This is a genomic window from Asaia sp. As-1742 (assembly GCF_011753235.1).
GTDB lineage: Bacteria > Pseudomonadota > Alphaproteobacteria > Acetobacterales > Acetobacteraceae > Asaia > Asaia bogorensis_B.
This window is the reverse complement of the sequence record NZ_VWWA01000006.1, coordinates 157,682-179,284: the sequence shown is the minus strand read 5'-3', so window position 1 is coordinate 179,284 and position 21,603 is coordinate 157,682. Positions and strand designations below refer to the sequence as shown.

Here is a 21,603-nt window from a genome sequence, read left to right as displayed (position 1 = left end):
GCTGAGGAAGCCAAAATACGCTCAAGAGTGACATATGAAAAATTCAACTGACGCGTGTGATATGAAAGCGTATCATCTCCATAAATCACATACAAGGAATGTGGAATGGTCGAGCTGGTCATGAACCTGTTTCCCGCGCGCACGGCTTCGCATCAGCCAAGCCTGAGTATTGGCGGGTTGCTTCGGTTCTGCCGGCGCTATCTGTCCGTGGCGCTGGTCCTCGTGCTCTGGCAGGCAGGAGCGCAGGCGGGACTTATCCCGTCGCGCCTGCTCGCCTCTCCGGTCCAGATTGTGCATACGGCGTGGTCGCTCACTCTGGATCATACCCTTCCGCAGAATCTGCTCGTCTCTCTCGGGCGGGCAGGGGCTGGACTTGTATTGGGCATTGCCGTTGGTGTTGCGCTCGCCCTTGTTGCCGGATTGTCCCGGGTTGGAGAAGACATTGTCGACGCGCCGATGCAGATGGCGCGTACCTTACCCGCTCTGGCGTTGGTGCCGCTCTTCATTCTGTGGTTCGGCATCGGTGAGCTTCCGAAGATCCTGCTCGTGGCCCTGGGCGTGAAATTTCCCGTCTATCTTAATCTGTACAAAGGTATACGCAGCATCGACCCGAAGCTGATCGAACTTGCCAAAACTCTCGGCTTGTCGCGGTGGAAGATCATTCGCGATATCATCATACCCGGAGCACTGCCCGATCTTCTGGTTGGTATCCGCTTTGCCGTGGGTATTTCGTGGCTGATGCTTGTTGTTGCAGAACAGGTGAACGCCGATAGTGGCATTGGCCATATGATGATGGACGCCGAAGATTTCTTGCGCACTGATATCATCCTTGTCGGGTTAGCAGTCTACGCCGTGCTCGGTCTGCTCTCCGATCAGATCGTGCGCCTGGCTGAGGGACGCCTTCTGAGATGGCGCGGGCGGACGGCAGTGCAAGGAGGCACACGCTGATGAGCGCGAACCCCCTGACAAAGGCCGAATTCGAGCTTGCCGGGAATGCGGTAAGCATACGCCATTTCACGCGCGGCTTTGGTGAAACAACTGTCCTGCGCAATCTCAATCTCGATATTGCACCGGGCGAGTTTGTCGCGCTTCTTGGGCATAGCGGCTCAGGCAAATCCACCCTGCTACGTGCCTTGGCCGGGCTTGATACGGTGGAGGAGGGGCAGATCGACCGGCCTTCAGCCGTCTCTGTCGTTTTTCAGGAGCACCGGCTCCTGCCTTGGAAAAACGTGACTGATAACGTTACGCTGGGTCTCGATGGCAAGGAATGGAACGCTCAAGCCGAGGCGATACTGCATGAAGTCGGGTTGGGACATCGTCTCGAGGCATGGCCGCTCACCCTGTCTGGCGGCGAAGCCCAGCGTGCTGCACTGGCCCGCGCCCTCATTCGTGAGCCAAAGCTGCTGATGCTCGATGAGCCCTTTGCCGCACTCGATGCGCTCACACGACTGCGCATGCAGAAGCTGGTTCTTGACCTGTGGAAACGTCATGACTGCGCCGTCCTTCTGGTCACGCATGATGTCGATGAAGCACTTGCTCTGGCGGACCGAGCCCTTGTTCTTGAGCGTGGCGAAATCCGCACGGAAGTGGAGATTCCTCTCACCCGCCCGAGGCGTCATGCCGATCCGGCGTTCGAGGCCTTGCGCGAGCGTCTGCTACACGTTTTGGGGGTCACATCGTGACCCCGCAATAGGCTCAGCGATAAGGGGTGATCGCAGGCAGAGACGGAATAAGCCCAGAATCTTTGAGGCCTTTGGCGACATTCATCTGCTCGTCAATCACCGACTGGTCCATGCTGTGGAAACCGAAAGACCGGGTCGAGAGCGCATGGCTTACCGCATCTAGGGCGAGCCCGGTCTCCTTTGCGAACAGGGCCGCAACCTGCGCCTTGTTCGCCATAGCCCACTCATCCGTCTGAGCGATGGCACTCGAGACCGCAGCCACGATATCATGGGGCTGCTGCGCAAAGGCTTTGCTGATCAGGAAAAATTCGCGGTTATTCACTATGCCCTCAGCGGTGGTCAGAATTCGCGTCTGATCGTTGAGCGCGCTAGAGAGATACGGGTCCCATATTGCCCAGGCGTCGATATGACCATTTTCGAAAGCTGCCCGGGCAGCGGGCGGCGTCAAATAGCTGAGATGCACATCGTGAAAGCCCAGCCCGGCGCGCCTCAATGCATCCAGCAGAAACCAGTGAACATTGGACCCGCGATTGAGCGCGATACGCTTGCCCCGCAGATCGGCCACCTGCCGTATGGCGCTGTCTTTGCGCACCAGAATGGCTTCGGCATCTGGTGCCGGGGGTTCGTAGCCGAGATAAACCAGCCCACCGGGCTGTGCGGCCTCAGCAAAGACAGGCGGGGCATCACCCGTCTGACCCAGATCTATTGCGCCTGCCGCCAGAGCCTGCAGCAATTGGGGGCCAGCCACGAATTCCGCCCAACTGACAGTTATGCCGTGAGGAGCCAGCGCTTTCTCCATCAGACCGAGATGCTTCGTAATAATCAGGGTGCTATAGCGTTGATACCCGATCCGCAGCACCGTCGCTGCCCGCCCTGGCTCAGGGAAAAAGGCTGTCGCGCAGGTCAGTTTCATTGCGTCGCGTCGAGTCAGTCTCATTAGATCACTCTCACTATCGCCCGATTAGACGTCGGTTAAGATTAAGCGAGATTACAGGTGGCCCCCTCCGTTCGTCCACCCAGTGCCGAAGCTGTCGGGCGGCTCGGAGCACCTTGGTAAGAGCGGTGAGCCTCCGAGGCACGCTTTCCGGCCCATCCGCTGACGTTTCGCGCCCCCGGGTACCTACTTCCGATAATAGAAAGAAACGAAAGTAGGCAAATGGCGGGAAACCGCCGATTTTTCTGATTGTCGATCTTATCATTCAAACTCACCAATCACAGTTAATACGACAGCACTTTTGGTGTCGATGCGCTCGCCAGCCCTAAAACAAGTGCATCGATTACTAACCTGCACCGCAGCGGCGAATACCTAGTAGGTGGCCACACAACAAAGCAATCCACAGATGCGACCGGACGATCTGGCCAGATCTCAACGAGGTTGCCCGAGGCCCGATGCTCCATGACCAGCCAACGAGACCCAGGCGAGTCCCATATCAGGCAGCGCAGCGTCGACAACTGTCTTGAGGTCATCCGGAGATCAGACACCGCAAAAGGGTTTGAAGTCCTGCCGCGACGCTGGGTCGTTGAACGGACATTTGGCTGGATGATCCGCTGGCGTTGACTTGTGAAGGATTACGAGCAACGTACCGGCGTAGCAGAGGCCATGATTTACATCGCCATGGGAAGACTCATGCGACGCCGAGCCGCTTATTCACGAATTTCCAGAAGGGCTTTAAGGAGAATTTCGTGGTCATAGCTCTCAAGCGTTTGCTGTCACGCATCACGTTACTGAAACAATGGGATTTCGGTCATTCATTAAGATCTACTTTCTCAGGCTTCCCCCATCCTGCATCGCCGCCAGCGACAAAAACTGACGGGGCATATGGACATCCTGGCCTCACGGTGCCAGTCGCTGCGGATCCGACGCCGAGTAGTTATCTCGTAATGATACCGCCGCCGTCATCCTCGACACTTCGAGAGAAGAGAGAAGCAGGTACAGGCACGGTGTCACATCAACAATGATTTAGAACCTATAGCCGTCGGTATCAGCCTAGAACGAACTATGTTGGCAGCTTGCCCGTCTTGTATAGCGGCCTTGCGATGATAAGTAGCGCGAGGCCGATCCCCATGACCGCTGTATGTAAAAGCCAGAAACGAATAGAACCCCAGCTAGGCAAATTCTGGCCGATCTGACCTGCCATGATGTCGGCGAGGCGAGCCACCAGTGCATAGGCCGCCGCCGCCATACTCTTCGCGTTGCCCGGGGCCAGCCGAATGAACAAGGCAAGGCTGATAGGCATGATGGTCGCCATGGCGAGATCATTCACGAAATGGAACATCAGGCCCCAAACCATGCTGATCTGTTCCGGCCCGGTATGAACGGCCGATGCGCAGGCAAGAACAAGGGGTGCGAGTAGCCCGAGCCCGCCAAAACTGACGATCTGTCCCCACTCGCCCGGGGCACCTCGACGTTTCGTATATTGGCGCCAGAATGCAATTGCCATGATCTGGGTGATGAAGCTCACTCCTGCGTCCAGCGACATGAGCCAGCTTGCCGGAAAGACCCAGCCGAAGAGATGGCGGTTGTAGTGTTGTTCACCCCAGATCAGATAGGTATCGTAGATCTGCTCGTTGCAGATGAAGATCATGGCAAGCATCGGGATCAGGAGCGCAATACGGCCGCCAAGCCTGAGCAGCGCGAGGGGTGACGACCCACGGCCCCGTGCTCCATCGCGCGATGGGGCAGGTGAAGGCAGATGACGCCAGCCCATCCCATAGGCCAGAGTGCCGGCAAGCATGACGCTTCCCGCTGCGGCGAACCCGTAATGCCAGCCATATCGTGCGGCCAGCCAGCCGCAGAACGTCGGACCGATGATGACGGCAGCCTCCTGCACCAACGACATGATCTGATAGGCATCCGGGCGGCGAGGATCGTCATCGGCATACAGATCCCCCACCTGCGCGAAGAGATTCACTGCGAATGAGAGACCGAGAACAAAGCAGGGCAGCGCAAGAATGAAACTTGTATCGAACGCCCAGAAGATCGGAGCCAGCGTCAAGAAGATTAACCCGGTCATGGCACCGTAGCGACGGCCCAGGAAGCGATCTGACAGGAAGCCGCCAAGGATCTGTGTCGGGATCATACACAGGGCCAGCAATCCGATGGTGGTCGAGGCCAGGGCCTGAGGGTTGCTGGTCTCTGCCTCCCAGGAGAGGAGACGGCGCAGCGTATCAACTCCGGGAAAAGCGCCGCCCTGGGGGGCTGTATACACCACATGGGCAAGATAGAGGACCAGTATCGCCTGTGTGCTATAGCGGGAAAAATACCAGGCACCCTGGGCTGCGGCGATGAAATACAGCCCTGCCGGATGTGTTTTGGAATGGCGGAGCGCAGGATCAGGCATTCAGCAGCACTTTCATAGGGCAGTGCGTGCCGCCCATTCGTGAATAACAAGGCTCAAAACACCCACGCCCAGATCGGTAGCGAGGGTATCGAGCACTGCACGGCCACCGAAGGGACCAAGCCATGAGAAAACTAGCAAACCGATGAGATAGCCTGGCATCCAGAGCACGGATCGGATTGCGTTGTCGTTACGTTTACAGAACAGCATGAAAGCGCCCGCAATGACAATGACGAAAGGCAGAAGCCAGCTCAGCGTAGTCCACCCCGTCCAGACGACAATGAGGCTCGCAATCACGAAGGAGACAGGCGAGAAGAAGTCGAAGCCACGCAACCGGAACGGTCGAGGCAAGGCAGGTTGGCTACGACGCAAAGCGGCTGCGCAGAGCGGTGCAAAAGCGTAGCTCAGCATCAGGGCCGATGAAACAACCGAGATCAGAGCCTGCCATGAGGGAAAAGGAAGTGTCCAGAACAGGGCGAGGCCGAAGGTAAGCTCGAGAGCTGGATCGGGCACACCAGTCTTCGCATTGACTTGTTTGAATATTGGGAAGAAAACGCCGGCTCTGGACCAGGCATAGATTACTCTCGGCGCCGCCGACATATAGACATTGCCGGTTCCTGTCGGAGAGAGGATCGCGTCGAGGACGACCACAATTGCGAGGCCGCCCAGACCCAGCAACAGCGCGATGTCATGAAAGGGCAATGGCAGATGGCCACCAATTGCCCCCCAGCCATCATGCATCAGCGCAGCAGGGAGACTGCCTATGAAGGCTGTCTGAAGTAGCACATAGACCAGGGTGGACAGAACAACCGAGGCGATAAGGGCGATCGGAATGGTACGCTGTGGGTTTTTTACCTCGCTGGCCACCGACAGGATGGGCGTCAGACCAAGATAGGCAAAGATTATCCCCCCGGTTGAGACGGCCGTTTCAATCCCCTGTGCGCCGAACGGTGCAAAGCCCTGCGCCGTGAAATTGTCAGCATCGAAATGCATGAAGAGAAGGATGATGACAGCAAGCGGAACAAGGAATTTAAACAGGGTAATCACATTGTTCGCCAATGCGAAGCGTGACATGCCACTCCGATTAAGGGCAAAGAGCCCGAGCAGCACTACAGCCTGCAGCCCCCAGCCGAGCCATGTCGGATCGCCCGCGGCGTTGCGGTTGAGCCCGGTAATCCAGGCCCCCGCATATTGCCGCGCTGCCACGATTTCGATGGCTATCAGGCTCGTGAAGGCGATGGTTGTGATCAGCCCCATCACAAAGGCAGCGGCCGGTCCATGAGAACGTTCGGGGTAGTGAACCACACCGCCCGCCTTGGGCAAGGATGCACCGAGCTCGCAATAGACGAGCCCGATCAGAAGTACGGCAACGCCGCCGGTAAACCAACTGACGATGCTGGCCGGACCGGCTATATCTGCCACATGAGGCGCCGCGAAAAGCCAGCCCGAACCGAAGACCGAGCCGAAACCGATCATAGTGAGGTCGAGCAGGCCGAGCGATTTGCGAAAACCTTCGCTGTCATCCTGTAACATCGGTCATCCTCCGATGGGGGGGCACATGGTGAGGGGGATCACACTGTGAGCGTGTTACATCGCGGGATCGACGCGCCGTGGCAGAGCGAGAGGATTGGCATCCTGAATCCCGGCGGGGAGAAGCTCATCAGGGATATCCTGATAGCAGACGGGTCTGAGGAAGCGTTCGATCGCCCCGGTACCGACAGAAGTACTGCGTGGGTCCGATGTCGCGGGGAAGGGACCGCCATGGACCATTGCGGCCGAAACCTCGACCCCTGTTGGCCAGCCATTGGCGAGAATGCGCCCGACCTTACGCTCGAGAACTGGCAACAGACGTCGTGTGACCGGCTGATCTTCTGCGGTCATCTGGAGCGTGGCGGTCAGTTGCCCCTCCAGGCTGCGGGTCACATCCAGCATGGTGTCGATCGTATCGCAGGCGATGACGAGCGAACAGGCGCCGAAGATCTCATGGCTCATGACGGGATCGGCCATGAAAGCCTGAGCGTCGCTTCGGAACAGGGCCGCGCGGCATCCGGCCTCGTGGTCGAGAGGCCCTTGAGCCACAAGCACGGCACCGGGGCGGGAAGCCAGCATCTCGACACCCTCGTCATAGGCATGACGAATGCCCTGCGTCAGCATGGTCGCCGATACTGCTTTGGCGATCGCGCTTCGCGCGCGCTCGACGAAGCGCTCCAGATCTGGGCCGGCCAGGGCCAGAACGAGGCCCGGATTGGTGCAGAACTGCCCCGCTCCCATGGTCAGAGATGCCACGAAACCTTCAGCAAGGGTCTCGGCCTTTTCACGCAAGGCACCGCCCAAGAGATAGACCGGGTTAATGCTGCTCATTTCAGCATAGACGGGAATGGGAACAGAACGTGCCGCAGCAAGCTGGGAAAGCGTCAGTCCACCCTGGCGTGACCCTGTGAACCCAACCGCCTGAATGGCGGGATGCTGCACCAGCGAGGCCCCGATCTCATGGCCTTCGCCGCCGATAAGGGAGAACACCCCCTCATGCAGTCCACAGTGCTGACGCGCCAGAATGATCGCATTGCCGATGAGTTCGCTCGTGCCGGGATGGGCAGAGTGGGCGCGTGCCACAACCGGGCAGCCTGCAGCAAGCGCCGAGGCTGTGTCGCCGCCTGCCACCGAGAAGGCCAGAGGAAAATTGCTGGCGCCGAATACGGCGACAGGGCCCACTCCTATGCGGATCTGCCTCAGATCAGCCCGAGGGAGCGGCTTCCTATCAGGCAGGGCCGTGTCGATACGGGCGTCGAAACAGCTTCCCTCTCGCAGAAGAGAGGCGAACATCCGTAGCTGGCCCATGGTGCGTCCACGCTCGCCCCTGATCCTTGCCTCTGGCAGACCGCTCTCGACGGAGGCCCGAATAACGAGCGCGTCGCCGAGCGCCTCGATCTCGTGAGCAATTGCATCGAGAAATTCGGCGCGCATCTTGGGTGAGGTCGCGCGATAGGAGTCAAAAGCGGCATCGGCAAGCTGGCAAGCCTGATCGACATCCTGGCCAATGGCGTTCGTGAACTGGCCGTCGAGCATCGCGCCGCTGCGGGCATCGCGCGCGCGGAAACCATTGGCGCGCGTGATACGCTGGTCGCCAATCAGGAGGGCACCTGTAAGGGTCATGAGTATTGTTTCCTCATTCTGCGTAAGAGCGGGCGGCCGAAACGATCAGGGCTGAAAGCCCGCATGGGAGTGCGGCCTGCAATGCTGTCCGCAAGCATCTCTGCCGTGATGGCAGCAAGCGTCAGACCAAGGTGGTTATGGCCATAGGCGGCATGCAGCCCTGGCATGGTGCGGAAGGGGCCGATTGCAGGGAGATAATCCGGCAGGGTCGGTCGAGCGCCGTGCCAGCGGGTGAAAGGAGACGCGACTGGTAGACCCAGCCTGCGTACCTGGTCTTCGAGCCAGAGCCATTTCCGCGGGTCGGGCGGGCTGTCCGGACTGGTAAATTCGACAAACGATGTCGCGCGCAACTGCGCGCCGAAGCGGGTCACCACGAGTGCGCGATTTTCAAAGATGAGATTAGGGAGTGCCCAGTTCCCCCCATGCGCCCATTGGATATGATACCCCCTCTCGGCGATGAGGGGCGCGTGCAGGAACGGAATCAGCGTGGCGGAACGCACGCCGCAGGCCAGGACAACATGATCGGCCTCTTCCGCGCCGCGCGTGGTCTCGACGCGTATCACGCCGTCACGACGCTGAATGGAGAGGGCTTCTGCCTCGATCGACCTTCCTCCCGAGTTGAGAAACGCTTGGAAAAGGGTATCGAGAACGCGGCGCGGATCGGTGACATGCGCGGTGCCCTGATATCGAAGCCCCGCATTGAGCGGTACCGCGATGCGGTCACGTATGGCGGAGAATTCGGCTTCATCGAGGGGCATCACCTTCGCTGTGCCGTGATCGGCAGATTGCACAGCCAGTTGAACGTCCCGCGCCCGGGGGCCTTCCCATAGTTTGACGACCCCATGCCGGTCGAGAAGATCAGGAGCGCCTAGATCCGTTACCAGCCGTTCCCATGCGGGCAAAGCATGCCTCATCAGTCGGCCCAGCGCTGCATCGCCACGGGCAGTCTGGTCGGGCAGACAGGCACGCATGAAGCGGAGGGACCAGGGTAGCAGGGTTGCAGGGCGCTGCCAGTCGATGGCGACCGGCCCGGCCGGAAAACGCTCAGTGAGGGCACGACGCAGGGTTGAGAAGCGGGCGAGAGGGGTGATCTGCTCGGTGGCGATATGACCGGCATTGCCCCAGGATGCCGGCTGCAGGTCCGGGATGGCCACAAGGGTCACGGCATGACCGGATTTCTGCAGCCTGAAAGCTGCGGCGCGACCGATGATCCCCCCACCGATGACGACGATGCGGCTCATAGCGGCTGGCAGACCTGATTGAGCCAGGCGCATTCATCGTCACCGAGATAGGGTGACAGCATCCGGAAGACACGCGCATGATAATGATCGAGCCAGTCGATCTCGATCTGCGTGAGGAGTGTCACGTCGATGCCCCGGCGATCGATTGGTGCCAGGGTCAGGGTTTCGAAGCGCAGATATCGCGCCGCCTCGCCGACAGTGTCCAGCGTGGCCAGCATGGCGTTCTCCAGGCGCATGCCATGCGATCCGGGGGCGTAATAGCCCGGTTCGTTTGTCAGAACCATGTGCTCGTGAACAGGGTCGAGCACAGGGCGACGTGTGAAGCCAAGCGGCCATTCATGCACGCTCAGATAGCTGCCAAGCCCGTGACCTGCGCCGTGATCAAAGTCCAGCCCAGCCTCCCAAAGCGCGTGGCGCGCGAGAGGATCGAGCCGATAGCCGGGAGTAGCCTCTGGAAAGACAGCGCGGCTCAGCGCGATAAGCCCCTTGAGGACCCTCGTGTACTGATTGCACCATGAGGCGGGCGGCCGATCGCCTGTCCAGATCGTGCGCGTCACATCCGTGGTCCCGCTGCGGTACTGGCCCCCACTATCGATCAGGAAAAACATGTCCCGACCGATGACGGCGTCCTCGCCGCGTTGCGGCATGTAATGCATGATGGCGGCGTTCGGTCCGGCGCAGGCGATGCTGTCGAAACTTGCCCCAAGACAGGAATCAGCCTCGAGTCGGAAAGCGAGAAGACGCCCGGCCAGGTCGGTCTCGCTCAGCCCGATCCCGTTTTTCTCGAACCAGCAGAGAAATCGCGTGAGCGCGATCCCGTCGAGGAGATGCGCTTCGCGCATACCCTCACGCTCGGCTGCCGTCTTGCAGGCTCTTGGAAGCAGGCAGGGATCGACCCCATCGACGATGGTTGCGCCTGCTTCCCGCAGCGTCTGTGCGAACCAGACAGGACATCGCGCCTGATCGATGCGTATGGTCTTTCCGCCAAGAGTGATCAGGGCCTCTTGTAGGGCATCCGGGGTGTGGATCTGCGTTGTGGCGCGCAAATTCGCCCTTACCGGATCAGCAAGGCGACCGGGATCGATGAAAAGATCCACGGTGCCTTCCGCATGCAGAATGGCAAAACAGAGTGCTACGGGAAGATAGGGCAGATCTGATCCACGGATGTTCAGTAGCCAGGCAATACAGCCGGGATCGGGAAGGATGACCGCATCCTGCCCTTCATCCAGCAGCTTCGCTGCCAGTGTCGCAACTTTGTCTTCCGCGCTGCGTCCGGCCCAGCGATCGGGTTGTATTGTGACCTGCGAGGCAGGCACCGCAGGGCGATCCCTCCAGATCGCATCGACCGGGTTTCGCCCGAGAGGGATCATGAGGCAGCCAGCGGCTATGAAGGGACGAAGTTCAACCTCGCTGATGATCCTCGGGTCGTAGCCGATACGGGCTCGCCCGCCATGGCGGGCGAGCCAAGTCTGGGGGGGCGTCTCATAGAGATGTCCGTATTGCCAGAGAGCGGGATCGATCTGCTTTGCAAGCTGAAGCTGGTAGCGCCCGTCTGAAAAAATCATCGCCCGGTCGGGGAGGATGAGAGCGCATCCTGCCGAGCCGGTAAACCCCGTCAGCCAGGCGAGGCGGGCGGCACTGTCTGGGACATATTCGCCAAGGTGCTCGTCACCCCGAGGGAGAAGAAAACCGTCGACGTCCAGTGAAGAGAGTTCGGCCCGGAGGGCAGCGAGGCGCGTCGCAAGAGACATCATGGCCAGGCAATCTCCTGTGAAAGGTTTGTGAGGGGCGGCAAGTTCGTGGCAGCCAGTAGGGCGAGGCCGAAGACAGGTCCGGCGCTGACATCGCGCTCGGGGCGGAAGGTCACTGTGATCCGGCGCTTGCCGCGTGAGAGGGCGAGTGGAATAGGGTAGCGACGGTTGAAGAAGCTGTCGGGTGCATCGTTTTCGAGACGTTCACGGGCAATCTCGATCCCATCAACCAGAACCGAGAAAAGGCGTCGACGCTCCCCCCCCCAGTAGGTGGTCTGCAGCAGAAGCGGGTCGTGCGATCCGCACGCCATCTGACAAGAGAACCAGCCCCCAGAGCGTGCGTCACGCCCATTACGACCGCGATAGATGACGGGGTATGAGAAGGCGCTCGTGACGGCGTGGTCGCGCTCGGATTGCATTTCGCCGGGATGGACAATGTCGATGGCATGGGAAGCAATCAGATGGCGGCGCTTTTGTTGCTCGGCATAGAGCACGCTCTTCTGTCGCCATTCCGCCTCGGTGAATACCGGGAAATAGACGGCGGCCCGGCGATCATGCAGCACATGAAAGGGGCGCAGGACCACATCTTGTGGACGACCGATATGACTTGTTTTCCAGCTCCCGGGCATGGTGGGGTCGGGAATGAGCGCGTCCAGGATCGACGTCCCGACGAGCACAGGTGCCATTTCGTCCCATGCCGCCGCTGCAGGGGCGAGATCGGCCGCCAGCACGGTAGGACCGTGCATGATGGCGATGACGGATTGATTATCCGGGGTTGTCTCGCTGCGCAGCGGCAAGGACAGGGTGAAGGACAAAACATCTCTCGGCTGCCAAATACGCTCGATCTGCAGCATGCCGTCAGCGGCCTGCGCGTCGAGTGCCTCGCCATTCAGCAGAACGGTTTCCAGATGGCTCCAGTGCGGGATACGGAAACTGAGGGTGCGCGCCTGTGAGGGCGCGCTCTCGATTACAAGCCGGATGCGACCGTCATCCGGGTATTTAGTATCCAGGCGCAGGGTCATTCCGCCTGCGCTCCAGAAGACGCGTGAGGGGATATAGAGCATGACACGCAGTGCCCGCTCATTTTCCTGCCAGTAGATCGAATCTCCATGCTTGGCATGGCTTTCCATGCCCGTACCGACGCAGCACCAGAAATCATCGAAAGGCGTGGAATAGTCGCGCTTCGCCCCCGACATCAGTGGCGTCATATAGCAGAACATGCCGGTGCCCGGATGCTGCTGAGCACGGATATGGTTGAGCTGCGTGCGCTCATAGTAATCGAAGAAGGTGTTGTCCTGTTGCCGGGCATAAAGCTGCCGCGTGAGCTTGAGCATATTGTAGCTGGCGCAGGTCTCGCAGGTCTGTTCTGTGATATGACGCGATATCGTATCCGGCGGCGGGAAATACTCCCTGTCTCCGTTGCCGCCGATGACATAGCTGTATCGTTGCGTCACGGCGTGCCAGAATGTCTCCGATGCGACCGCGTCGCCTGCCGCCCCGTCAATCTCGTACAGACGTTCCAGCCCGATGACTTTCGGTATCTGCGTATTGGCATGCAGATTGGCCAGATTATCCTGCCCCTTGATGAGGGGCGAAAGGGTGCGGCGGTCCTGGATGAGCCGGGCGAGCCGAAGCCATCTGGGATCGCCGCTGCGTGCATAGAGTTCTGCAAAACTTTCATTCAGCCCCCCATACTCACAGGCAAGGACCTGTTGGATCTGCGCGTCGGAAAGAGGATTGAACACGCCCTCGATATAGGTTCCCAGCCTTGTCATGAGACCGCGCGCGCACGGATCGGCGCAATGGAGCTCCGCATCCAGCAGGCCCGCGAAGAGCTTGTGCCAGTTATAGAGTGGTGACCAGGCGCCATTCAGATCGAAACCCGTCGAATGGATCTGACCCAGCCGTATCTGCTCGCAAACGGTTTTGCCCGGCAGGATCTTGTTCTGCTGACGACAGGTGAAGCCGCCGAGGTAACCCGATGGATCGCGGGCCTGACAGAGTGCAAGTTCGGCGGTGATATAGGCAACGCGCGCTCGGAACGCTGCATCACCGGTCTGGGCATAATGCAGACTGAGGGCACTCAGATAATGGCCGAGCGTATGGCCTGCAATCGTGTCGGATTCCCATCCGCCATAAGCAGCGCCTTTGGGCGCCAGTCCGGCCTGCCTCCGATAATGATGGAGGAGCCTGTCAGGCTCGAGACGCATTAGATAAGCAGCATTCACGGCCTGCGCCTGCTGCCAGGGTGAAGGCAGCAACCGCACCTGGTGCATGGGGAGGGCGGTGAGACGTGGGCCGCCCTTCATTGCGTCGGTCTCAACACTTCCGGCGTCGATGGGGGGCGTGTTGGCCATGGCCGGGCAGGTGAGGGCAGCCACTCCGCTCAGAAGGGCTCTGCGCGTGAGGGCCGGGCTCATCCGAAAGGGTGCCTGACGTCATGGGCAGGGCGTGTGAACCACTCCGGTCCCTGTTCGGTCATGTAGAAGTGGTCCTCCAGTCGGATACCGAAGGCATTCGGAAACACGATCATCGGTTCGATCGACCCGCAATGTCCGGCACGCAGAGGGGTCTTATTGCCGCGCACAAGATAGGGTGCTTCATGAATGGCCAGCCCGACGCCGTGGCCCGTGCGATGCGGTAGCCCCGGCAGCGCATAGTCTGGTCCGAGGCCATGCGCCTCGAGCACCGCGCGCGCGGCATCGTCGACGGCATGGCAGGGCGCTCCTGGCTCTGCCGCAGAAAAGGCAGCAAGTTGCGCCTCTTTTTCGATCGCCCATATTTCTGCCTGCAAGTCGGGAATGCTGCCGAAGGCATAGGTCCGAGTGATATCGGAGTGATAACCGGCGATGCGGCAGCCTGTATCGATCAGAACAAGACTGTCCCTTTCCAGAATCTGGTCGCCTGCGAGACCATGGGGAAAAGCCGTCGCCGCGCCAAATTGCACGGCGCAGAAATAGGAACCTTGCGGCGCACCGAAGGCAACATGCTGTTCATCAATCATCCTGCAGATGGCACTGGCCGTGAGGCCCGGCTTCAAGGCGTGGAAAACGGCCTCATGGACACGCAGCGTCAGGGACATTGCATGCTGGATGAGGGAAATCTCGGAGGACGATTTCCGAGCCCGCATCGGATCGATCACCGATTCCGCGCTGCCGAAGCGCAGATCAGGACGCGCGTCTTTGAAACCGCTAACGAAACGAAAGCTGAATTCGGGATCGAGCCCGACCTTGGCTCCAGCGAGGAATGCATCCAAAGCGACGTTACAGGGCGGTACATCTTCCTCCCATGTAAGTAGATCGACATCGATCATGATACAGTCACGCAACGATCCGATCTCGAAATGTGGACAGACCATGCGCGGTCGTCCTGAGGCGGGAATAACGAGGGCTACGAGTCGCTCTGTCGGCGTCCAGGGTATGCCCGCGAAATAGTGAAGACTGGCACCCGCATTGACGATGACGGCATCGAGACCCTGCTCTGCAAGCATTGCACGGCAGGCGGAAACGCGCTGTTCGAACTCAGATTTTTCAATGCGAAGAGGGGGTGTCCCCGAATGGTTCATCAGCCTGCCCTCAAAATTCATGTTGATTATGTTACGTATACGATAGACGATAATGAGGTGAGGGAGCAAGTCGCTCCGCTATCGTAAGAGGTAAAGAAATCATGAAATGGTCAGGCGTTTTCCCCGCAGCAACGACCCAGTTCTCGCAGGATCTTTCGGTCGATCTCGGCGCGACGCAGCAGGTTCTCGATAACCTGATCAATGACGGCGTCCATGGGCTCGTGATCATGGGAACATGCGGTGAGAACAACTCGCTCGAACCGGATGAGAAGATCCGTGTGCTCGAAGCCGCTCACGAAGTTATTGCAGGGCGCGTCCCCTATTTTGTCGGCGTGTCAGAGGTCACGACGCCACGCGCGGTCGCATTCGCCCGTCAGGCGGCACGTGTGGGCGCAGATGCGCTGATGGTGCTTCCTGCCATGGTCTATGTCCCCAAACCCCATGAATTGGAGCATCATTTCAAGCAGGTTGCTGCAGCCTCGGATCTGCCGATCATGCTCTACAACAACCCGACGGCCTACCGCGTTAACATCGAGATGGACGTTCTTGCGCGCCTGGCTGAATGCTCGACGATTCAGGCCATCAAGGAAAGTTCTGCCGATACACGTCGCTATACCGATGTCGCCAATGCGTTTGGCAATCGCTTCGTCATCATGGCCGGGCTCGACGACGTAGCCTTCGAAGGCCTGTTGCTGGGCGCAGAGGGCTGGATTTCAGGTCTGACCAGCGCCTTCCCCAAGGAGTCGGTCGCCCTCGTCGAGGCGCTGCAGCGCAAGGATCTTGAAATGGCGCTGCGTATCTATCGCTGGTTCATGCCCTTGCTCCATCTGGATGCAGATCATGACCTTGTCCAGTCCATCAAGCTGGCAGAGCAGATCATGGGGCGTGGCTCCGAGCGCGTGCGTCTGCCGCGTCTGCCTCTTGAGGGCGCGCGACGGGACGCGGTGACCCGTATGGTCGAGACCGCCGCCGCAAATCGTCCGTTCTGATCTCAGGCAAACCGGGGATATCCATGCGTCACACTTTTTTCTGTATCGACGGCCACACGGCCGGTAACCCTGTGCGGCTCGTTGCGGGAGGCACGCCCCTGCTGCGTGGTGCGACGATGGGAGAGAGGCGGCTGGATTTTCTCGAACGCTTCGATTGGATCAGAACCGGGCTTTGTTATGAACCGCGTGGTCACAGCATGATGTCGGGAGGGTTCCTGTATCCTCCGAGCCGGCAGGATACCGATGGCGGTATCCTTTTCATCGAGACGAGCGGCTGCTTACCCATGTGTGGCCATGGCACGATCGGTCTGGTCACATTCGCCCTCGAGCATGGGCTGCTTGTGCCTCGCGAGCCGGGGACGCTGAAGCTCGAAGTCCCGGCCGGATTGATTGACATCTCATACACCGAAGAGGCAGGGCGGGTTACGAAGGTGCGTATTCGCAATGTGCCTTCTTATGTTGCCGCCACTGGTATCAACATTGACGTACCCGGCATCGGCCCCCTTGTGGTCGACGTGGCGTATGGCGGTAACTACTATGCAATCATCGAGCCGCAACCTGGATATGAAGGGCTAGACGCGCTGGGGGCACAACGCATTTTGGACCTGAGCCCGCGAGTCAGGCTGGCGGTGCAGACGAAGTGTCACCCGGTCCATCCACTCGACCCTGCCATCAACGGCGTCTCACATGTCCTCTGGGCGGATAAGGGACTCTTACCTACTCAAGGTCGCAATGCCGTATTTTACGGCGATCATGCGATCGATCGAAGCCCATGCGGCACCGGGACCTCGGCACGCCTCGCCCATCTCCATCACAAAAGGCTTTTGCAGCCGGGCCATCCTTTCATACACGAGAGTTATATCCACAGCCGGTTCATAGGTACGATCGAATCGGTCACCTCGCTCCCCGGGCCGAACGGGGCCATTCCGGCAATCATACCGCTGATCGAAGGCCGTGCGGTGTCAACCGGTTTCAATACTCTCTGGATCGATCCGGAGGATGTCTTCTGCCACGGATTCCAGGTCTCATGAGGGGACTAGTCTCAGCCTGCGCGGCTGCGCTTCTTTTCGGGTGCCCGGTGGCATTCGGTAGTGTCACGACGATGCCTGGCATGAAGGGACATGACGGGCATTTCCACCTGGAGGTCGATGGCAGACCCTTCTTTGTTCTCGCGGCCCAAATGCATAATTCAAGCGCCTGGCCGGGGTACCTTCCATTTTTCTGGAAGGCGGCAGATGCCCTCTCTGTCAATACGGTGCAGGCCCCGGTCTACTGGGAAACTATGGAGCCTGCTGAGGGGCATTACGATTTTTCGATGGTCGACACCCTCATGACCCAGGCACGCACGCATCGCAAACGCCTTGCTTTGCTCTGGTTCGGCACCTGGAAGAACGGCGCAGGACATTACGTGCCGCTCTGGATGAAACGCGATACCAAACGTTTTCCTCGCCTGCGTGATGCCGATGGCCGCCAGCTAGATGGTATGTCGCCCTTCGGTAGCCAGACACTCGAGAAGGACAAGCAGGCTTTCAGCGCGTTGATGGGGCATCTGCGTAAGCGCGATTCTGTAGAACATACGGTGATTATGGTTCAGGTGGAGAACGAGCCCGGACTGCTCGGCACGGTACGCGACCATGGCCCCGAGGCTGAGGCTGCCTTCCGCGCGCCGGTTCCGGCCAATCTTGCAAACGGGGTGCGGGGAACCGACTGGATGGGGCGTTTCGGTAATGATGCTGCCGAGTATTTTGCAGCCTGGTCAGTATCACGTTACGTGAATGCCGTCGCCGCAGCAGGAAAGGCAGCGTATCCGCTGCCATTCTACGTCAATGTCTGGCTGCGCTATCGCGGCCTGACACAACCAGGGGTCGAATATCCGAGTGGCGGTGCCACCGTAAACGTGCTCGATCTCTGGAAGCGGGAGACCCCGGCAATCGACGTGATTGGCACCGATACCTATACGGGTAATTTCGCGGAATATCAGGCGGGGGTGCTGCCCTATCAGCGGGCAGATAACGCGCCCTTCCTGTCTGAAAGCGGCATAACGGAAGAAAATGTGCGATGGACGTGGGACATGCTGTCACGCGGGGCGCTCGGTGCCTCCGTTTTCGGCGTCGATGATCCGGGTCTGCACGATGCGGCCATTCGTCTGCATGGGGCCGATAACCGCCTCCTCACGCAAGCGGCTCCTGTACTGGTGCCTCTCGCAGCACGCGGTGACGTGGTATCCCTCATTGAGGAACCCGGAGCGCCGTCGCCCACGCGTCGCCTGGGCAACTGGATCATCAAGGCGAGTTATGGCGCGCAATGGGGACAGCCTGATCCTTCATCGGCGCCGATCCGTGACAAGCCAATGGGTCGCGCAGTCGTCGCGCGTCTAGACGAGACACATTTCCTCGTTATCGGCGCCGCGTCGCGCATCGGTCTGACAACGGCGCTACACGACACCAGCCTTCACGAAGTCAGGCGTGTCGAGCAGGGGGAGATCGACGCCCAGGGAGCTTGGCATGGAACGCGTATCTGGAATGGTGACGAGACCGATAGCGGGCTTAACCTGCCGCCTGAGGGTGTCATGCTTCGGGTTGAAGTGTCGCCTTGACGGGCTGCTTGATGTCCAGCTCGGAGCGTAGATCCTCCAGCGTGTCCTGAAGATGCTCGACAAGCAAGGTCTCGACAGTCAGAGCGTCGCGCTCAAGCCAGGCGGCGAGGATTTCCCGATGTTCGGTATTGGCGCGCGTGTCACGCCCCAGGGGATGGAGGTGGAAACGGACATAACGCTCGGCAATCACGCTTAACGTCTCGATCACATGAAGTGTCAGACGCCCGGCGCCCGGCCGCACGAGAGACAGATGAAACACGCGGTTGAAATTGCTCAGATCGGTACGATGCTGCTTTGCGGCAGTCTCCAGCTCCTTGAGCGCCTTCTGGGCTGTTTTCTGATCTGCGGCCGTAGCCAGAAGGGCGGCCTCTGCCGCAGCGCTGGGCTCGAGCCTCAGACGAAGCTTGAACACGTCCTCTGCCTCTCGTGAGGTAAGCTCACAAACGGTATAGCCGCGCTTGGGCTGCGCCTTGACCAGACCATCCTGCTCCAGACGCGCCAGAGTCTCGCGCAAAGGGATTTTGCTGATGTTGAACTCGGCTGCCAACGTATCCTGGCGGATCGGCTGACCAGCGGGAAGTGCCCCGGAGAGGATCTGTTCACGCAACACGCCATAGAGCTGGTCCGTAATGGACCTGACGATCAGAGGCTGCATCTTGCGCGCGGCGAGAGTCATGAAACGGCGTTACCTTTTCGTTGCGGTCTTGTCACGATCCGCGGGGAGTGACACAATCATATATCGTATACAAAACGAGGCTACCAGTCATTTTGGGTGGCGCACTGTGTCTGGCGCGGCCGACCGGAGAGGTTGTGCCGCGTCCGCATGCGTCCTGCAAAGAAGATTCTGGGACGGCTCTCGGTCTAATCGCGGCGGAGCGAATGATGATGAAGAGAAGGATGATCCTGTCGGGCGGTGTATTCTCTGCCGCCAGCCTCGCGATGCGCGGCATCGCGCTGGGGCAGGGGGAAGCTGTCCAGCCTGTATTGTCTGGCAGGGGGCAGGCATGGAGGATCGTGGAGGACAGGGCAGCACCCGACGGAGCGCTTACGCTCCATTCATCGACAGGTGAGACGATCAGGCTCAGTCGCTTTATGGAAAGTTACGAGGCTCCTGCTGGAGCGCCCTATTGCGGCCTTTCCTTTCCCCGCCTTGCCCTCGCCGAGGCCGATCTGCTGGCCGATACATTGCTGCGTGGGGAAGACGACCCCGACGAGATGGCGGTGCGCGATGCCGCACCACCGGTAGATAGTCATTTCGAGAGCGAGCAGGTTGGCCGCATCGTCTGGACCAGTTTTATTGGCACGCCCCAGGCCGATGATGTCATGCCGCTCACGCCTGCGGGCAACACGCGCAACTGGCATGTTGATCGTATCGCCCCGGAACTTCATGCCGGAGCACCGTTGGTAGCCCATCGTCGGGAGGGGCTCCTTGGTGGGGATCTGCCGATCATTGTCAAGCAGTTCCAAACAAGTCCAGGCCGCTACTGGGAAGTCATGGTATTTGCCGAGACAGACACTACGGAAATCCATCAGGTGCCGAGCTGGCAGCGGGTTACGCTTGTTTCGAATGGGAAAGTCGAGCGGGTTGTCTATGGGACGAGTTACCCGCCTTTCGGCCCTTTCCGCCCCGATCCGGATGAGAGTCAGTTCAACGCGGCGCTGCTGCGCTGCATATTTTTCTGGCGCAAGACCCAGATTGGTCAAATGCAGATTCGCCTCCCGCGTGCTGACTGGAGCGATATTGCCACCCATGGTTTCGTGAAGGAACTCATGGTGCGTCGCGGCGGGACGGGCGCGCGTTACGGTGTGGTCGACAGGGATTATGCCGGTCCAGAATATGACGGGTTCCAGGACATATTTACGGCCTCGCTCTATGCCAATCTGGTCTGGGGTCGCTTCGATCAGGCGAAGGCGATCCTGATCGACCAGTTCGAGCATTTTGTGACGCCGGACGGGCTGGTCGCAATGCGCGGCCCTGAAGTGGGGCAAACAGGGCTGACGCTGTCTTTGCTCGCGCTTTATGCGCGGCTGAGCGGCGATATTTCTGTGCTTCAACGCTATCAGTCGAAGATAGGCGCCATGGCCCAGGTGCTGGTCAAGCTCCACGACAAGGCCCTTGGGTTACCGGGGGCGGATCCGGCCCACGGGCTGATCGCGGGCTGGAGCGAGAGCGATGCGTGCCTATTTCCCGATCCATCGATCTGGTGGAAGCCCTATTTCAGCAATTCCGGTCTCGCCGCGCGTGGCTTGGAGGATGGCGCCACCCTCTGGAGGGCCCTCGCCCCCGGCGAGACAGCCCGCAGTGAGGATTGGCTGAAACGGGCGAAACAATTGCGCGTTCGCGTGAATGAAGCGCTGTCCTCCTCGATCCAGCACGACCAGTCGCCTCCCTATGTCCCCATCCTCCCCGGTGTGTCCGAGAGCTTTCGCAAGTCTCTACTCACGCATCGATACAGTGAGCAGCAATGGGCGCATCGGGTTTATGCCGAATTGCTTCAGTCTGGGGTGCTCGCGCCGGATCTAGAAAATCAGCTTATCAATTCGATGCGGGCCCATGGCGCGACGGTCATGGGCGTTGTCGGCAATCTGGCCCCTCCGAGTGCCGAAAGCCGTGACATGCTGGGATTCATTTCCTACGGCTATGCGCTGGCGCTTCTGCGTCAGGATCGTATCAGGGAATTTATTTTGTTCCTCTATGCTCATCGCTATCACATCCATACGCGTGGAAGCTGGACGGCATCCGAGGTGGCAGGGCTGAGAGGGGAGCTTGCCCTGTTCTGTCTCCCTGCTCAGATGACTCTGCCCATCCTCCTACGGGAGGCGCTTGTGCATGAGGATGAGAAGGGCGACGTCCTTCATCTCGCCCGGGGCGTTCCGCGCAGCTGGGTGTGGTCGGAGAGCGGCATCGCTGTCTCGGACGCGCCGACACGATGGGGCAGGATCAGCTTCACTCTGAAGCGTCAACCGGACGGATCGCGCCTCGTTATGCGTATGACCGCCGAGCACGCTTTGCCCGACAGGATCAGGCTCTCCCTGCGCCTGCCGAAATCCAGGACTCCCCGGTCGGTGACAGGCAGCCTCCCGCCGCATGCCCTCGCCCTATCAGGGTCGACGCTCGTCATACGACCCGGTGACGCACGGACGTTTCAGAGCGAGATCATTCTCGCACAGGCATGACGCAAAGCGCATCATCTCCAAAATGGAACGTTGCAGAATCGTAGCGTATACGATATCTGGTATCTCAATGGTGGCGGTGGTGCCACGTTGCGGCCAGAGAAGGACATGAAG

At 59.7% G+C, this 21,603-nt stretch carries 15 protein-coding genes and 1 pseudogene; 7 read left to right on the top strand and 9 right to left on the bottom strand.

Features of this window, described 5'->3' with window-relative positions:
• Positions 1–120: 120 nt before the first annotated feature.
• Together F3J08_RS11275 and F3J08_RS11270 are read left to right on the top strand one after the other, a co-directional pair.
• Positions 121–948, top strand: coding sequence for an ABC transporter permease (locus tag F3J08_RS11275; RefSeq protein WP_166930041.1), 828 nt, complete (start codon positions 121–123; stop codon positions 946–948).
• Positions 948–1,682, top strand: coding sequence for an ABC transporter ATP-binding protein (locus tag F3J08_RS11270; protein ID WP_166930011.1), 735 nt, complete (start codon positions 948–950; stop codon positions 1,680–1,682). The genes F3J08_RS11275 and F3J08_RS11270 overlap by 1 nt, the downstream gene beginning before the upstream one ends.
• Positions 1,683–1,695: 13 nt before the next feature.
• Here the strand turns inward: F3J08_RS11270 and F3J08_RS11265 are convergent, their stop codons facing one another.
• Entirely contained in the window at positions 1,696–2,619 is a 924-nt protein-coding gene (locus F3J08_RS11265; protein WP_166930009.1) for an aliphatic sulfonate ABC transporter substrate-binding protein, read from the bottom strand.
• A gap of 519 nt (positions 2,620–3,138) precedes the next feature.
• Here F3J08_RS11265 and F3J08_RS16965 point away from each other — a divergent pair.
• Positions 3,139–3,375: pseudogene (locus F3J08_RS16965) on the top strand (transposase); the annotation flags it as partial.
• 304 nt (positions 3,376–3,679) lie between these two features.
• Here the strand turns inward: F3J08_RS16965 and F3J08_RS11255 are convergent.
• Genes F3J08_RS11255 through F3J08_RS11225 form a run of 7 tightly spaced genes read right to left on the bottom strand, consistent with a single transcriptional unit; the run spans position 3,680 to position 14,730 of the window.
• Positions 3,680–5,023: an MFS transporter gene (locus F3J08_RS11255; protein WP_166930007.1), complete on the bottom strand. Its 1,344-nt coding sequence runs from the start codon at positions 5,021–5,023 to the stop codon at positions 3,680–3,682.
• A gap of 12 nt (positions 5,024–5,035) precedes the next feature.
• Entirely contained in the window at positions 5,036–6,553 is a 1,518-nt protein-coding gene (locus F3J08_RS11250; protein ID WP_166930005.1) for an APC family permease, read from the bottom strand.
• 54 nt (positions 6,554–6,607) lie between these two features.
• Entirely contained in the window at positions 6,608–8,173 is a 1,566-nt protein-coding gene (locus tag F3J08_RS11245) for an aldehyde dehydrogenase (NADP(+)) (RefSeq protein ID WP_166930003.1), read from the bottom strand.
• Positions 8,170–9,414: an FAD-binding oxidoreductase gene (locus F3J08_RS11240; protein ID WP_166930001.1), complete on the bottom strand. Its 1,245-nt coding sequence runs from the start codon at positions 9,412–9,414 to the stop codon at positions 8,170–8,172. The genes F3J08_RS11245 and F3J08_RS11240 overlap by 4 nt, the downstream gene beginning before the upstream one ends.
• Complete coding sequence (locus tag F3J08_RS11235) at positions 9,411–11,168, bottom strand: aminopeptidase P family protein (protein WP_166929999.1); 1,758 nt, start codon at positions 11,166–11,168, stop codon at positions 9,411–9,413. Before F3J08_RS11235 ends, F3J08_RS11240 begins: the two co-directional genes overlap by 4 nt.
• The gene (locus F3J08_RS11230; protein ID WP_166929997.1) at positions 11,165–13,585 is read right to left on the bottom strand and encodes a glycoside hydrolase family 127 protein; all 2,421 of its coding nucleotides are present in this window, start codon (positions 13,583–13,585) and stop codon (positions 11,165–11,167) included. Before F3J08_RS11230 ends, F3J08_RS11235 begins: the two co-directional genes overlap by 4 nt.
• Positions 13,582–14,730, bottom strand: a complete 1,149-nt coding sequence (locus F3J08_RS11225) for a Xaa-Pro peptidase family protein (protein WP_166929995.1) — start codon at positions 14,728–14,730, stop codon at positions 13,582–13,584. Before F3J08_RS11225 ends, F3J08_RS11230 begins: the two co-directional genes overlap by 4 nt.
• Positions 14,731–14,831: 101 nt before the next feature.
• On the opposite strand from F3J08_RS11225, the gene F3J08_RS11220 reads away from it, so the two are divergent.
• Genes F3J08_RS11220 through F3J08_RS11210 form a run of 3 tightly spaced genes read left to right on the top strand, consistent with a single transcriptional unit; the run spans position 14,832 to position 18,315 of the window.
• Positions 14,832–15,719: a dihydrodipicolinate synthase family protein gene (locus tag F3J08_RS11220; RefSeq protein WP_166929993.1), complete on the top strand. Its 888-nt coding sequence runs from the start codon at positions 14,832–14,834 to the stop codon at positions 15,717–15,719.
• A 23-nt stretch (positions 15,720–15,742) separates the two neighbouring features.
• Positions 15,743–16,750 carry a 4-hydroxyproline epimerase gene (locus tag F3J08_RS11215; protein WP_166929991.1) on the top strand — a complete coding sequence of 336 codons (1,008 nt, stop codon included), beginning with the start codon at positions 15,743–15,745 and terminating at the stop codon, positions 16,748–16,750.
• Positions 16,747–18,315 carry a DUF5597 domain-containing protein gene (locus F3J08_RS11210; RefSeq protein ID WP_166929989.1) on the top strand — a complete coding sequence of 523 codons (1,569 nt, stop codon included), beginning with the start codon at positions 16,747–16,749 and terminating at the stop codon, positions 18,313–18,315. Before F3J08_RS11215 ends, F3J08_RS11210 begins: the two co-directional genes overlap by 4 nt.
• Here F3J08_RS11210 and F3J08_RS11205 read toward each other — a convergent pair.
• Positions 18,287–18,991: a GntR family transcriptional regulator gene (locus tag F3J08_RS11205; RefSeq protein WP_166929987.1), complete on the bottom strand. Its 705-nt coding sequence runs from the start codon at positions 18,989–18,991 to the stop codon at positions 18,287–18,289. The genes F3J08_RS11210 and F3J08_RS11205 overlap by 29 nt on opposite strands.
• 203 nt (positions 18,992–19,194) lie before the next feature.
• On the opposite strand from F3J08_RS11205, the gene F3J08_RS11200 reads away from it, so the two are divergent.
• On the top strand, positions 19,195–21,492 hold the full coding sequence (locus tag F3J08_RS11200; RefSeq protein ID WP_166929985.1) for a Tat pathway signal protein: 2,298 nt from the start codon (positions 19,195–19,197) through the stop codon (positions 21,490–21,492).
• The last annotated feature ends 111 nt before the right edge of the window (positions 21,493–21,603 follow it).

Coding starts and splice junctions, on each gene's coding strand:
- F3J08_RS11205 (WP_166929987.1), bottom strand. CDS start 18,991: ATGACTCTCGCCGCGCGCAAGATGCAGCCTCTGATCGTCAGGTCCATT.
- F3J08_RS11275 (WP_166930041.1), top strand. CDS start 121: ATGAACCTGTTTCCCGCGCGCACGGCTTCGCATCAGCCAAGCCTGAGT.
- F3J08_RS11225 (WP_166929995.1), bottom strand. CDS start 14,730: ATGAACCATTCGGGGACACCCCCTCTTCGCATTGAAAAATCTGAGTTC.
- F3J08_RS11230 (WP_166929997.1), bottom strand. CDS start 13,585: ATGAGCCCGGCCCTCACGCGCAGAGCCCTTCTGAGCGGAGTGGCTGCC.
- F3J08_RS11265 (WP_166930009.1), bottom strand. CDS start 2,619: ATGAGACTGACTCGACGCGACGCAATGAAACTGACCTGCGCGACAGCC.
- F3J08_RS11250 (WP_166930005.1), bottom strand. CDS start 6,553: ATGTTACAGGATGACAGCGAAGGTTTTCGCAAATCGCTCGGCCTGCTC.
- F3J08_RS11270 (WP_166930011.1), top strand. CDS start 948: ATGAGCGCGAACCCCCTGACAAAGGCCGAATTCGAGCTTGCCGGGAAT.
- F3J08_RS11255 (WP_166930007.1), bottom strand. CDS start 5,023: ATGCCTGATCCTGCGCTCCGCCATTCCAAAACACATCCGGCAGGGCTG.
- F3J08_RS11220 (WP_166929993.1), top strand. CDS start 14,832: ATGAAATGGTCAGGCGTTTTCCCCGCAGCAACGACCCAGTTCTCGCAG.
- F3J08_RS11200 (WP_166929985.1), top strand. CDS start 19,195: ATGATGATGAAGAGAAGGATGATCCTGTCGGGCGGTGTATTCTCTGCC.
- F3J08_RS11210 (WP_166929989.1), top strand. CDS start 16,747: ATGAGGGGACTAGTCTCAGCCTGCGCGGCTGCGCTTCTTTTCGGGTGC.
- F3J08_RS11240 (WP_166930001.1), bottom strand. CDS start 9,414: ATGAGCCGCATCGTCGTCATCGGTGGGGGGATCATCGGTCGCGCCGCA.
- F3J08_RS11245 (WP_166930003.1), bottom strand. CDS start 8,173: ATGACCCTTACAGGTGCCCTCCTGATTGGCGACCAGCGTATCACGCGC.
- F3J08_RS11215 (WP_166929991.1), top strand. CDS start 15,743: ATGCGTCACACTTTTTTCTGTATCGACGGCCACACGGCCGGTAACCCT.
- F3J08_RS11235 (WP_166929999.1), bottom strand. CDS start 11,168: ATGATGTCTCTTGCGACGCGCCTCGCTGCCCTCCGGGCCGAACTCTCT.